Below are 12,766 nucleotides of genomic sequence, written 5' to 3' on the forward strand. Positions count from 1 at the left end.
TTTCGCCGGCTTCCCGCCCGGCTTCTGGGGGCGATTCTAGGAGCGGCCCGAGCGGCCCTGGCTTGATGGCAATCAAGAACTCCTCTCGGCGCGCTTGAGGGAGGGGGCCTGGCTGATTAGCTTGCCTACCGAAACTTCCTACAGAGATATCCTCGCCATGAACGCTCCCGCCCAGCACATCGAGCCGCTCTTCTACCAGGCGACCGGCAACGAGGTGGCGCTGTTCAGCCACGCCTCCGCGCAGGGCATGCCGGTGCTGATCAAGGGCCCGACCGGCTGCGGCAAGACGCGCTTCGTCCAGCACATGGCGCAGCGCCTGAACCTGCCGCTTTACACCGTGGCCTGCCATGACGACCTGTCGGCGGCGGACCTGGTCGGCCGCCACCTGATCGGCAGCGACGGCACCTGGTGGCAGGACGGCCCGCTGACCCGCGCGGTGCGCGAGGGCGGCATCTGCTACCTGGACGAGGTGGTGGAAGCGCGCCAGGACACCGTCGTGGTGCTGCACCCGCTGGCGGACGATCGCCGCGAGCTGTTCATCGAGCGCACCGGTGAATCCCTGGTGGCGCCGCCGGGCTTCATGCTGGTGGTGTCCTACAACCCCGGCTATCAGAACCTGCTGAAGGGCATGAAGCCCAGTACGCGCCAGCGCTTCGTCGCCCTGCGCTTCGATTACCCGACACCGGACGTGGAAGCCGACATCATCGCCGGCGAGGCCGGCGTTTCCCCTGAGCTGGCGCAGCGCCTGGCGCAACTGGGCGTGGCCCTGCGCCGCCTGGGCCGGCAGGAGCTGGAAGAGGTCTGCTCGACGCGCCTGCTGGTACTCACTGCGCGCCTGCTGCAGGCCGGCGTGGCGCCGCGTGATGCCTGCCGCGTCGGGCTGGCCGAGCCGCTGTCGGACGACGAGGCCACGGTCGCCGCGCTGATGGACCTGGTCGATGTCCACTTCGCCTGAGGCGACGCTCAGCGCCCGGCACCTGCCGGGCGACCTGGCGATGTGGTTCTTCATCCTCGCCGAGCTGACGGTCTTCGCCATCCTCGTCATCGTCTTCGCCGTGACCCAGCACCTGGACGTCGAAGGCTTTCGCGCCGGGCGCGCGCAGCTGGATCTCTCCACCGCCCTGGCGCTGACCCTGACCCTGCTTACCGCTGGCTTCTGCGCGGCGCTGGCGGTGGAGCAGGTGCGCCACGGCCGCCAGCGCCGAGCGGCCGTATTGCTGGGCGTTGCCGTGCTGCTGGGACTGGCCCATGTGGTGCTCAAGTCCGCCGAATACCATCACCTCGCCTCGCGCGGTCTGGACCTGGAATACAGCACCTTCTTCACCCTGTTCTGGCTGATCACCGGCTTCCATTTCCTGCACGTCCTGCTGGGGCTGGTGATCCTCGGCTGGATGACCCTGCGCTGCCTGCGTGGCGCCTACCGCAGCGACGCCCTGGGCGGGCTGGAGTCCGGCGCACTTTACTGGCACATGGTCGACCTGGTCTGGGTGGTGCTGTTCCCGCTGGTCTACGTGCTGGCGCCCGGCTCATGAAGACGCTGTTGTTCGCCTGGCTGGCGATGCTGCCGATGTCGGTGGCGGCGGTGTGGCTGGGCCACCACGCACCCGACGCGCTGCTGCCGGTGGCAGCGATCCTGCTGCTGGGCCTGGGCAAGGCCTGGCTCATCGTGCTGCGCTTCATGGAGCTCAGCCACGGCCCGCGCCTGTGGCAAGGGGTGCTGCTCGGCTGGCCGCTGGTGATCACCAGCGTGATTCTGGCCCTGCATGCAACTCACTGATTTTCCATTGGAAAAATACCTGACTGAAAGCATTGGTCTTTCTTGATTGCCATCAAGCGAGACGTCCTAGGACGGTTCCTACAATGGCGCCGACCGTGACCTAGGAGGGCCCCATGTCAGAGACATTTACCAAAGGGATGGCGAGGAACATCTACCTGGGAGGAGGCGTTTTCTTCTTCCTGGTGTTCCTCGCGCTGACCTATCACACCGAAACCACCTTCCCCAAGCGCACCAACCAGGGTGAGCTCACCGAATCGGTGGTGCGCGGCAAGCTGGTGTGGGAGCAGAACAACTGCGTGGGTTGCCACTCGATCCTCGGTGAAGGCGCCTACTTCGCGCCGGAGCTGGGCAACGTCGCGATCCGCCGTGGCGGTGACGCAGCCTTCGGCAGCTTCCTCGCGGCCTGGATGAAGATGCAGCCGCTGGGCGTGCCCGGTCGCCGGCAGATGCCGCAGTTCCACCTGAGCGACCAGGAGGTCACCGACCTTGCGGCGTTCCTGCTGTGGACCTCGAAGATCGACACCAACAAATGGCCGCCGAACAAGGAGGGTTGATCATGAACCCGGGCAATCCCTATCTGAAATTCGCTTCGCAGTCGGTGGCCAAACCGTACTTCGTGTTCGCCCTGATGCTCTTCGTCGGGCAGATCGTCTTCGGTCTGATCATGGGCATGCAGTACGTGGTCGGTGACTTCCTGTTCCCGGCGATCCCCTTCAACGTCGCACGGATGGTGCATACCAACCTGCTCATCGTCTGGCTGCTGTTCGCCTTCATGGGCGCGGCCTACTACCTGATTCCCGAGGAGGCCGACCGTGAGCTGTACAGCCCGAAACTGGCCATCGTGCTGTTCTGGGTGTTCGCCATCGCCGGCGTGCTGACCATCCTGGGCTACCTGCTGGTGCCCTACGCGGGGCTGGCCAGGCTGACCCACAACGACCTGCTGCCGACCATGGGCCGGGAGTTCCTCGAACAGCCGACGATCACCAAGATGGGCATCGTGGTGGTAGCGCTGGGCTTCCTGTTCAACATCGGCATGACCCTGCTCAAGGGCCGCAAGACCGCCGTCAGCGTGGTGATGATGACCGGCCTGGTGGGCCTGGCGGTGTTCTTCCTGTTCTCCTTCTACAACCCGGAGAACCTGTCGCGCGACAAGTACTACTGGTGGTGGGTCGTGCACCTGTGGGTGGAAGGCGTGTGGGAGCTGATCATGGGCGCGATGCTGGCCTTCGTGCTGATCAAGATCACCGGCGTCGACCGTGAGGTCGTGGAGAAGTGGCTGTACGTGATCATCGCCATGGCCCTGATCACTGGCATCATCGGCACCGGCCACCACTTCTTCTGGATCGGCGCACCGGGCGTGTGGCTGTGGCTGGGCTCGATCTTCTCCGCGCTGGAACCGCTGCCGTTCTTTGCCATGGTGCTGTTCGCCTTCAACATGGTGAACCGTCGTCGCCGCGAGCACCCGAACAAGGCCGCCGCGCTGTGGGCCCTGGGCACCACCGTGACCGCCTTCCTCGGCGCCGGCGTGTGGGGCTTCCTGCACACCCTGGCGCCGGTGAACTACTACACCCACGGCTCGCAGCTCACCGCCGCCCACGGTCACCTGGCCTTCTACGGTGCCTACGCGATGATCGTCATGACCATGATCAGCTACGCCATGCCGCGCCTGCGGGGCATCGGCGAAGCGCCTGACGCCCGTGCGCAGACCCTGGAGATCTGGGGCTTCTGGCTGATGACCCTCTCCATGCTGCTGATCACCCTGATGCTCACCGCCGCCGGCATCGTCCAGGTCTGGCTGCAGCGCATGCCCGCCGATGGCGCCGCCATGCCGTTCATGGCCACGGTCGACCAGCTGAAGATCTTCTTCTGGCTGCGCCTGTACTCCGGTGTCGGTTTCTTCATCGGGCTGATCTGCTACCTGCTGAGCTTCCGCCAGCGCGGCCGCGTGGCCGTTGCCTCGGGCGCGGCTCAGGTGAGCTGATCGATACCGTCCACCCGGGCCCGACCGCTTTGCGGCGGGCCCTTTTTTCGTTCTGCAGGGGGCGCCATGACCATCCACCTCGAAATCGAAGAAGGCTTTGGCCGCGCCTGGCACCGGTTCATCACCCGTCGCGCCAGCCCGGAGTTCGACGAGGCGGCGGTGACCCTGGATGACATGCGCCGCAGCCTGCTGCTGTTGTTCCGCGGCACCGGCGGCGAGGCCGGGGTCGGCGTGGAGGCGGCCAGCGCCCGCGAACTGCTGGTGCGCCGCAGCCTGCTGCAGCAGGTGGCCGGTACCTGCCAGCAATTGCCGGTGGCCTGGTTCGACGCCGATTCCCTGCGCCTGCCCGCGCAACTGGCGGTGTTCCCCAATGCCGAGCTGAACCGCGAGCTCTACCGCTGGCTGGCGCTGCTGGCCGCGCACAGCCAGCCGATGCGCCATTGGGCGCGCGACAACCAGGCCTGGACCTGCGCCGTGCTGGAGCGCTACCCGCTGCTGCGCCCCCGCTACCGTCGATTGGTGGAAGCGTTGCTCAGTCTGCGTCCCGATCCCGCTGATCTGCCACCGGCGGAAGCGGAGCTGGAACTGGCACTGCAATGTGCGCTGCGCGATCCGGGCAGCGTCGAGCGCCTGCCGCGCAGTGAAAAGGCGCCCTGGCCGGTGCCACTGTGGCTCTACCCGCCGCAACGACTGGCCGCGCCGCAGCACACCGACCTGATCGACGGCGACGAGCAGGGCCGTTCCGCCCACAGCGAAGCCAAGGGCCCGACGCGCAAGCGTGCCGAGCGGGTCGGGCAGGATCCCGGCCGGGGCGGCCTGCTGCTGTTCCGCCTGGAGAACCTGTTCAGCTGGTCCGAGCACATCGAATTGGACCGTGCCGGTGACGACAGCGAGGACCTGGACGCGGCCAAGGTTGCCGATGACCTCGATCACCTGAGCCTGTCCCGGCAACGGCAGAAGAAGGGCGGCGGGCTGAAGCTCGACCTCGACCTGCCGGCCGCCGACTTCGACGACGTGCCGCTGGGCGAGGGTATTCGCCTGCCGGAATGGGACTACCGTCGCCAACAGCTGACGGAAGACCACGTCTGCCTGCAGCCGATGCTGCCGCGCGACGCTCTGCCGGCACCGCTGCCGGATGCCCTGGCGCCGATTGCGCGGCGCTTGCGCCGGCAGTTCGAGAGCCTGCGCCAGCAGCCCCAATGGCTGCGCCGGCAACCCCAGGGCGCGGAGCTGGACCTGGAAGCCTGGCTGGACTTCAGCGTCGAGCGGCGCCTCGGCGCCTGCGGCGAGCCCGGGCTGTTCCTCGAGCGCCGGCAGACCCGCCGCGACCTTGCGTGCCTGCTGCTGGCGGACCTGTCGATGTCCACCGACGCGCACATCGACAACGACCACCGGGTGATCGACCTGATCAGCGACAGCCTGCTGCTGTTCGGCGAGGCGCTGCAGGCGGTGGGCGATCGTTTCGCGCTGTACGGTTTCTCCTCGCTGCGTCGGCGGCAGGTGCGCCTGACCCAGTTGAAGACCTTCGATGAGCGCCACAACGATGTGGTGCGCGGGCGCATCCGCGCGCTGCGGCCGGGCTACTACACGCGCATGGGCGCGGCGATCCGCCGGGCCACGCAGTTGCTGCTGGAGCGCAAGGAGCGCCAGCGGGTGCTGCTGATCCTCACCGACGGCAAGCCCAATGACCTCGACCTGTATGAGGGGCGCTACGGTGTCGAGGACACCCGCCAGGCCGTGCTGGAAGCCCGTCGCGCGGGGCTGGTGCCGTTCTGCATCACCATCGACCGCGAGGCGGCGGACTACCTGCCGCATCTGTTTGGCAGTCAGGGCTATCTGTTGATCAACGATCCGGCACAGCTGCCGGTGCAGTTGCCGCAGCTCTACCGGCAGCTCACCCGCCGCCAAGGCTGACCATTGTGGGGGCGCGCCCTGCACGCGAGCGCGGGCATGGCCCGCTCCTACAGGGTGTTCCACAGGTAGCGGCGAAAAGCGGGAATCAGCGCGGCAACCACACCATCATTACCCCGCAGAACACCGCGAGGATGGCGCAGTACCAGGCGAAGCGCCGCAGCCGGCGCTGCTTCGCCAGCGCCTGGTCCACTGGCAGGGGCATCCCGCACTGCGCGCAATCTGCGGCATCCTCGGGGCTCTCGTGCTGGCAGTACAGGCACTGGCGCATGGCCTACTCGAACTGCTCCAGCCGCGCGACGTCGAGCACCTGCACGGTGCGGCCGTTGAGGTCGATGATGTCTTCGTCGATCAGTCGCCGTAGTACGCGAGAGAAGGTCTCCGGCTGGATCGACAGGTGCCCGGCCACCAGTTGCTTGGCCATTGGCAGCTCAAAGCGGTGGTCCTCGCTGCCCTGGCGGTTCAGCTGCGTGATCAGGTAGCGCACCACGCGGTGGGTGGAGTTCTTCAGCGACAGCGTCTCGATCTCGTTGATCCGCCGATGCAGGCGCACGCAGAGCGTGGCGAGCAGCGAGAAGGGCAGCTGCGGGTTGCTGTGCAGCAGCTCCATGTAGGTGCGGTTGGCGAAGCGATAGACCTGCGTGGGCTCCAGCGCCTGGGCCGAGGCCACGTAGTCGGAGGTGTCCATCAGCATCATGGCTTCGGCGAAGGTCTGCCGGCTGCCGACGACCTCCAGCACCTTTTCCTGCCCCTCCGGTGTCAGACGGTAGATCTTCACCGCACCGGAAATCACGAAGTAGAAGGCGTGGGCCGGCTCACCCTGGAGGAACAGCTTGTCGCCCTTCTCCAGGTTGAGCAGCGTGCTGGTGGCGAGCAGTTGCTCCAGCTGTTCTTCGTTGAGCACGTTGAACAGATGGTGGCCGCACAGAATCTGGTGGTGGACGCGATGCGCGAGCATGGCGGAGCGCTCCTGGGCGGGGACAATCCCGCCAGTATGCGCGATGCCGCTGGGCAGCGTGGTGAGACAAGCTGTCACTGGTCGCCCTCCTGGCTCCAGGGCCGGCGCTCAGGCCGGGTGGTTGGCGCCCAGGAACAGCAGGTTGTTCTCCAGGTGGATGTGCTGCATCAGGTCGCGGCGCAGCTCTTCCAGGCCACTGTAGAGCCGGCGCCAGCTGTTGCAGCCGTCCGCCGGCACGGTGAGGTCGTCGGTCAGGTCGGCCAGCGCGGCGAGGGATTGTGAGTGTTCGTCGTGCTCATGGCGCATCACGCCGATCGGGCCCTGCACGTGGGTCAGCGGGATGCCCTGGCGCAGCCAGGGGAACAACACGCTTTCCTCCTTGCACATGTGCCATTCCAGTTCTTCCTGCATCTTCTTCAGGTGCGCGGTCAGCCCGGTGGGGCATTGCGGATGCGCGGCGTGGGTCTTCTCGACGCGTTCGGCCAGCGGAATCAGCGCCGGCAGCTGCTCGCGATGGACCTTGTGGTAGCGCTCGAGGATGTGGTCGATCAACTGGTCGTTGCTGGTCAGGCGCCAGTCGGTCTGATCATTGGCCGGCGGTAGCGCTTGCAGTTCGTCGGCAATGCGCTGGACGTCGATTCCCTGCTCGCTGGCCGCATCGGCCAGGCTGCGCTGACCAGCGCAGCAGAAGTCGAGTTTGTAGTCGTGGAACAGCGCGCTGCTGCCCGGCAGGCTGAAGGCCAGGTCGCTCAGGGTGCGTTCGGTAAGGTTGTCGGTCATGGCGGGCCTCGGGTGGAGTGGGGCACGGCGGCCGCTGTCGTCGCCGTCAATCTGGGGAAGGTGGCGATCAGTCTAGGGATGCGCGTGCGCCCCGCTCCTTGATTGCAGTCAAGCGCCCAGGGAGGTCGCTTCCCGTTCGTCGCCGCCGGCCACCCGCATCAGTTGCTGCGGGTCGCGCACCAGCAGCTTCTGCCGGCCGCCGACCACCAGGCCGCGCTCTTCCCAGGCGCTGAGGATGCGCGAGACGGTGTGCAGGGTGGTGCCGGTCATCTCGGCGATGTCCTGGCGGGTGACCGGGAAATCGATGCGGATGCCATCGGCCTCCGGCCGGCCGGACTGCTGCACCAGGCGCAGCACGGTGTGGGCGACGCGCCGTTCGACCTCTTCGGTAGCCAGTTCGCAGAAGCGCACGTGGGCTTCCTGCAGGCGTTCGCCGATGGCCTGTACGGTGTTCAGGGCGAAGCCGGGGTGGCAGGCGAGCAACGGTTCCCACTGGCTGGTGGGCCAGGCCAGCGCCAGGCTGTCCTGGCTGGCCGTGGCGGTGGCGGGATAGTCGCGCCGGCCGAGCGCGCGGACGAAGCCGAACAGGTCGCCCGGGTTGACCACGCGCACCAGCACGCGCTGGCCATCGCCAGTGAGCTGGGTGGCCTTGAGTCGGCCGTGCACCAGCAGGTAGAAGCGGGTCGCCGGCGCACCTTGCTCGAACACGGCCACGCCGCTGTTCAGGCGCAGGATGCTGGCCTGGCGGAGGATATCGTCCTGTTCCTCGCGGCTGCTGTTGGCGAAGGGCGGCAGACTGCCCAGCCAGGCGCGGTTGAGGGAGAGATCGGCGGTCACGTCAATGATTTCCCTGGGTCCCGCCGCAGCATAAGGGTTATGGGCCGCGGTGGAACTTGAGGGGAATCAAGGGATGTCCCTGACCAGGCGGAAACCCAGGTTATCCGGCGGCTGCCCCGCGCTGCAGCCACCGCCGCGGGCATCGCGGACAAAATCGTTGATCGCCGCGCGGTGGCGCCCTTCGGCGATGCGGATCGAACAGTACTCGGCGCGGTGGGTCGGGGTGCCCTGGGCGTCGAGGTTGACCCGCTGATGGCAGCTCTGTGTCCACTCCCAGACGTTGCCGCCCAGATCGGCCACGCCGTACTCGTTCAGCCCGTGGTTGCCGCGCGCCTGGGGCAGCGCCGAGGTGCTGGTGCGGGACTCCGCTTCCAGGCGGTAGCGCGCGAGCCAGCGCCGGGCAGGGTTGCTGCCATCGTCGTCTTCGATGCGCAGGGCGTCGTCGGCCCAGCGCGTGCCGGCGAAGAAGGCCCACTCGCGGTCGGTCGGCAGCCGCCATTTCTGGCCGGTGCGCTTGGACAGCCAATCGGCATAGAGCTGCGCATCCAGCAGGCTGGCGCCGGTCAGCGGCATGTCGTCGCGAGGGGCGCTGGCGTCCAGGGCCAGGCAAGCGCCCTCGGCTACGCAGCGGGCGTATTCGCCCTGGCTGACCTGGTACTTCATGACTTCGAAGCGCGGGGCGAGATGCTCACGTTGCGACGGTGCATCCACGGCCTGCTTTTCCAGCCAGTAGTCGCCCGCCGGGCGGAAGTCGAAGTCGCGGGGTTCGAGTCGCACGGTTTGTGGCGCGAGCTCGGGTGCGTACTGTGGCCGCAGCAGGAGGAGGGCTCCGCCCAGCAGCAGTACGGCAGGTACGCCGATCAGGATGGTCTTGCGCATGGTCTGCCTGGTCGCCGGTATCGATTAGGGGGAAAGGGCCGGCCCGGATGGGCCGGCCTCGGCGCTCACTTGATCGCAGTCGGTGGCTGGATCTGGCTCATCAGGTCGTTGTTCCATTGGCCTTCGACCTGGATGTGCGCTGCAGCGCCCAGCAGCACAGCCTCGATGAGGTTGTGGTTGAGGTAGGTGTACAGGCCCGGCTGCAGGAAGGTGTACAGCGCAGCGCCGGCCGCGCCGCCCGGGATGAACCAGGTTTCCAGGTCTTCCTCCGGCGGGTTGTGGAACTTGCCGGTGGCCCAGACGTGGTCGCCGTGGCCGCCGATGAGGTGCGGGCGGGTGTCGCGGTTGGCCTGGGAGTGGACGATCAGCACGGTCTCGCCGACGTTGGCCTTGAGCGCGTTCTTGCCGGTGAGGGCGCCGACCTTGCCGTTGAACACGATGTGGCTGGGGATCAGCCCCTTCATGACTTCCTGCATGTCGTTGTAGCTTTCCATCGGCGTTGCGTAGCGCTTGAACTTGCCGTCCTTGTCACGCGGGACGTAGTAGTCCTGCTCGCCGATGTAGACCACCTTGTCGTACTTCAGGGACTTGCCTTCGCGGTCCTTCAGGCCGTCGCGCGGCAGCACCATGATCGCGCCGTTCATGCCCGAGACCACGTGCCATGGGATCATCGCGCCGCCCGGTGCGCAGTGGTAGACGAACACGCCGGGGCGGGTGGCCTTGAAGCGCAGCTTCACTTCCTCGCCGGGCTGGATGATGGTCAGCGCGCCGCCGCCCAGGGCGCCAGTGGAGGCATGGAAGTCGATGTTGTGGGTCAGGGTGTTGGTCGCCGGGTTAACCAGGGTGAGTTCCAGGTAGTCGTCCTGGTGCACCACCATCATCGGGCCGGGCACCGAGCCGTTGAAGGTCATGGCGTGGATCTCGGTGCCATCGTCGTCGATGACCAGCTTCTTCTCCTCGATCACCATGCGGAACTGCACGACCTTGGGCTTGCCCTTGGCGCGCTGCTCATGGGCATGGACGAAGGGCGGAGCGACCAGCTCGACCTGGACGTGCTCCAGCTTCGAGAGGTCCAGGGCCGGACCCATATTCTTCGGCGCTGCCTCCCCGTCGGCCATGGCCTTGCCGCTGCCGAGCATGCTGCCGGTAACGCCCAGCACCACGGCGCCGGCCAGCAGGGTGCGGCGGGAAAGCGAAATCTCTTCCTGATCAAACATGGGCAACTCTCCGTAATCGACGAACTGTCGTTGGCTACAGAAATACCCGGTCGGCAGATTCCTTCTTTGAGCCGGAACAAAGAAGGAATCTGCTGGACAACGTGTCGCAGGCTCTGTTGTGCGGCAGATCGCGTTTACAGTCTTGTACCCATGCAGGCGGGCAAGACCGGGCGCGGCGAGGTAAGATTCTCCCTGCTCTGAATTCCGGCCCGGCGTGCGGGCTGCAACGGACAAGGATCCTTCATGCGTCTGTACGGACTGACCCTGCTGGCCCTGATCACCGGCTGCCTTGGCGTGCAGGAAGCGCGCGCGAGCAGCGACGACTCCTGCTATCCGAGCTGGAACCTCAAGCGCGACTCGCTGGACGTGTGCAACAGCTTGCCGTTCCTCAGCCCGGGCAACGACAGCCGGGTCAACCTGCAGCTGCTGCTGGCGGATGCGGGGCAGGCCAGCATTCCCAATCGCGCGCTGACCGACGATGAGCAGCAACTGGGCTACGGTCAGGTGCCGTTCCCGCTGGCGCGCTGGCTGGAAGGTGCCGCGCCTGGGGATTCGACCGACAGCGCCAGCGCTGCCAGCACCGCACCGCTGGCCGACCTCGCCGCGCGCATCGGCCTGCCGGCGGATGCCGTGCAGTCCTCCGCCGACAGCTTCGCCAGCGGCGAAGGCAGCCGCTGTCGCAGCAACAACGCAGGCACCGCGCAGGACTTCCTCTCCCAGCTGTTGCTGGTCGACAGCCTTTCCGCTGACGAACGCCAGGGCCTGGCCCGTGCGCGCCTGACCCTGCTGGGCGCCTGCCAATGGGACGAAACACAGCTCAGCGTGCTGTTGCCCAATGACCTGCAGAGCGCCCCGGCCAAGGCCTACCGCAGCTACCTCAAGGGCGCCGCGGACTTCTACAGCGGGCGCTTCGCCGACGCGCTGAAATCCTTCCGCGCCCTGCAGGACAGCGACCAGGCCTGGCTGAAGGAAACCTCGCGCTACATGGTCGCCCGTGCGCTGCTCAACCAGGCGCAGCAGAACGCCTTCGACGAGATGGGCTACCCGGACCTGCGCAAGGTCGACAAGAAGATCCTCGCCCAGGCCGAATCCGCGCTGGGCGACTACCTCAAGGCTTATCCACAGGGCCGCTTCAGCGCCTCGGCCAGGGGGCTGACGCGCCGCGTCTACTGGCTGATGAGCGATGAGAGCCGGCTGGCCGGCGAGTACGCCGAACTGTTCGCCCGCGAGGATGCCGACGATCTCGCCCAACTGGTGCAGGAAGTCGACAACAAGCTGCTGGTCACCGCACACCCGGCCGACGTGCGCGACGCGCGCCTGCTGGCGGTGCTCGACCTGATGCAGATGCGCCACCACGAACCCAACGAACCCCGTGCCCTCGACGCCGCCGGCCTGGCCGCGCAGAAGGACCTGTTCGCCAGGAATCCCGGCCTGCACGACTACCTGACGGCGGCCTACCGGCTGTACGTCGAGGAAAAGCCCACCGAAGCGCTGAAATCCCTGCCCGAGGACCTGCCGGCCAGGCTCGACTACCTCGCCTTCAGCCAGCAGACCCTGCGCGGCTTTGCTCTGGAAGCCGGTAACGACTGGATCGCCGCCGAGAAACTCTGGCTGCGCCTGCTGCCGCTGGCCGAGCAGCCGCTGCAGCGCGAGCAGCTGGAGCTGGCGCTGGCTTTCAACTACGAGCGCAGCGACCGCCTGGTCAAGGTCTTCGCCGAAGGCTCGCCGGTGCATACGCCGATCATCCGCGAGATTCTCCTGCGCCACGTCGCCGGCCCCGACCTGCTGCGCCAGCAGGCGAAGTCCACCAGCGTCTCGGTGGAAGAGCGCGATACCGCGCTGTTCGCGCTGCTCTACAAGGACCTGCTGCACGGCCAGTACCAGGCCTATATCGACGACCTCGCGCTGTTGCCCACCGACGGCAGCGGCAAGCCGCTGGGCGCCAGCATCGGCTATCTCTACGGCAGCATGCCGCTGTCGCTGTTCCAGTGGCCGGGCGGCAAGAACGACAGCGGCTACGAATGCCCGGCGATCGTCGACGTCGCGCGCGACCTGCTGCAGAGTCCGCAGCCGCCCAAGGCGCTGAACTGCCTGGGCGAGTTCATCCTGCGCAACGGCCTGGATGGCTTCCCGCTGGACACCCAACCCAGCGAGCGCGAACTGGGCGGCGGTGAATCGCTGTTCCCCGGTTCGGCCTATTCGCGCATGGACGGCTATCTCAAGGTCATCGCCGACAAGCAGGCTGTGGAAGAGGACCGCGCCTACGCGCTGTTCCGCGCCATCAACTGCTTCGCGCCCAGCGGCTACAACGGCTGCGGCAGCCAGGACATCGCCCCGTCGCAGCGCAAGCAGTGGTTCCGCACCCTCAAGGGGCAGTATTCCGGCACGCCCTGGGCGAAGTCCCTGAAGTACTACTGGTAAGCCCC

13 protein-coding genes are annotated in these 12,766 nt (G+C 67.0%); 7 read left to right on the plus strand and 6 right to left on the minus strand.

Annotation, left to right across the window (positions count from 1 at the left end):
* Positions 1-157: 157 nt before the first annotated feature.
* The 6 genes from C167_RS0127315 to C167_RS0127340 all read left to right on the plus strand — a co-directional run bounded on the left by C167_RS0127315 (position 158) and on the right by C167_RS0127340 (position 5,672).
* The gene (locus C167_RS0127315; RefSeq protein ID WP_017521505.1) at positions 158-955 is read left to right on the plus strand and encodes a CbbQ/NirQ/NorQ/GpvN family protein; all 798 of its coding nucleotides are present in this window, start codon (positions 158-160) and stop codon (positions 953-955) included.
* Positions 939-1,532, plus strand: coding sequence for a cytochrome c oxidase subunit 3 (locus tag C167_RS0127320; protein WP_017521506.1), 594 nt, complete (start codon positions 939-941; stop codon positions 1,530-1,532). Before C167_RS0127315 ends, C167_RS0127320 begins: the two co-directional genes overlap by 17 nt.
* Positions 1,529-1,777: a cytochrome C oxidase subunit IV family protein gene (locus C167_RS0127325; RefSeq protein ID WP_017521507.1), complete on the plus strand. Its 249-nt coding sequence runs from the start codon at positions 1,529-1,531 to the stop codon at positions 1,775-1,777. Before C167_RS0127320 ends, C167_RS0127325 begins: the two co-directional genes overlap by 4 nt.
* Positions 1,778-1,890: 113 nt before the next feature.
* Positions 1,891-2,331 (plus strand): c-type cytochrome, encoded by a 441-nt coding sequence (locus C167_RS0127330; protein ID WP_026079316.1) that lies wholly within the window; start codon positions 1,891-1,893, stop codon positions 2,329-2,331.
* Positions 2,331-3,758 carry a cbb3-type cytochrome c oxidase subunit I gene (locus C167_RS0127335; protein ID WP_200860182.1) on the plus strand — a complete coding sequence of 476 codons (1,428 nt, stop codon included), beginning with the start codon at positions 2,331-2,333 and terminating at the stop codon, positions 3,756-3,758. The genes C167_RS0127330 and C167_RS0127335 overlap by 1 nt, the downstream gene beginning before the upstream one ends.
* Before the next feature lie 66 nt (positions 3,759-3,824).
* Entirely contained in the window at positions 3,825-5,672 is a 1,848-nt protein-coding gene (locus C167_RS0127340; protein ID WP_017521510.1) for a nitric oxide reductase activation protein NorD, read from the plus strand.
* Positions 5,673-5,757: 85 nt separating this feature from the next.
* On the opposite strand, the gene C167_RS0127345 is transcribed toward C167_RS0127340, so the two are convergent.
* The 6 genes from C167_RS0127345 to nirK all read right to left on the minus strand — a co-directional run bounded on the left by C167_RS0127345 (position 5,758) and on the right by nirK (position 10,340).
* Positions 5,758-5,940, minus strand: coding sequence for a hypothetical protein (locus tag C167_RS0127345; RefSeq protein ID WP_017521511.1), 183 nt, complete (start codon positions 5,938-5,940; stop codon positions 5,758-5,760).
* Positions 5,941-5,943: 3 nt separating this feature from the next.
* Positions 5,944-6,627 carry a Crp/Fnr family transcriptional regulator gene (locus C167_RS0127350; protein ID WP_017521512.1) on the minus strand — a complete coding sequence of 228 codons (684 nt, stop codon included), beginning with the start codon at positions 6,625-6,627 and terminating at the stop codon, positions 5,944-5,946.
* A 108-nt stretch (positions 6,628-6,735) separates the two neighbouring features.
* Entirely contained in the window at positions 6,736-7,407 is a 672-nt protein-coding gene (ytfE, locus tag C167_RS0127355) for an iron-sulfur cluster repair protein YtfE (RefSeq protein ID WP_017521513.1), read from the minus strand.
* A gap of 108 nt (positions 7,408-7,515) precedes the next feature.
* Positions 7,516-8,244 (minus strand): Crp/Fnr family transcriptional regulator, encoded by a 729-nt coding sequence (locus C167_RS0127360; protein WP_017521514.1) that lies wholly within the window; start codon positions 8,242-8,244, stop codon positions 7,516-7,518.
* A gap of 66 nt (positions 8,245-8,310) precedes the next feature.
* Positions 8,311-9,123 (minus strand): SUMF1/EgtB/PvdO family nonheme iron enzyme, encoded by an 813-nt coding sequence (locus tag C167_RS0127365; protein ID WP_017521515.1) that lies wholly within the window; start codon positions 9,121-9,123, stop codon positions 8,311-8,313.
* Between the two features lie 65 nt (positions 9,124-9,188).
* On the minus strand, positions 9,189-10,340 hold the full coding sequence (gene nirK / locus C167_RS0127370) for a copper-containing nitrite reductase (RefSeq protein WP_017521516.1): 1,152 nt from the start codon (positions 10,338-10,340) through the stop codon (positions 9,189-9,191).
* A gap of 243 nt (positions 10,341-10,583) precedes the next feature.
* Here nirK and C167_RS0127375 point away from each other — a divergent pair, with 243 nt between their 5' ends.
* Complete coding sequence (locus C167_RS0127375) at positions 10,584-12,761, plus strand: hypothetical protein (protein WP_017521517.1); 2,178 nt, start codon at positions 10,584-10,586, stop codon at positions 12,759-12,761.
* Positions 12,762-12,766: the final 5 nt, after the last annotated feature.

It is taken from the genome of Pseudomonas nitroreducens TX1, assembly GCF_000313755.1.
Lineage (GTDB): Bacteria > Pseudomonadota > Gammaproteobacteria > Pseudomonadales > Pseudomonadaceae > Pseudomonas > Pseudomonas nitroreducens_A.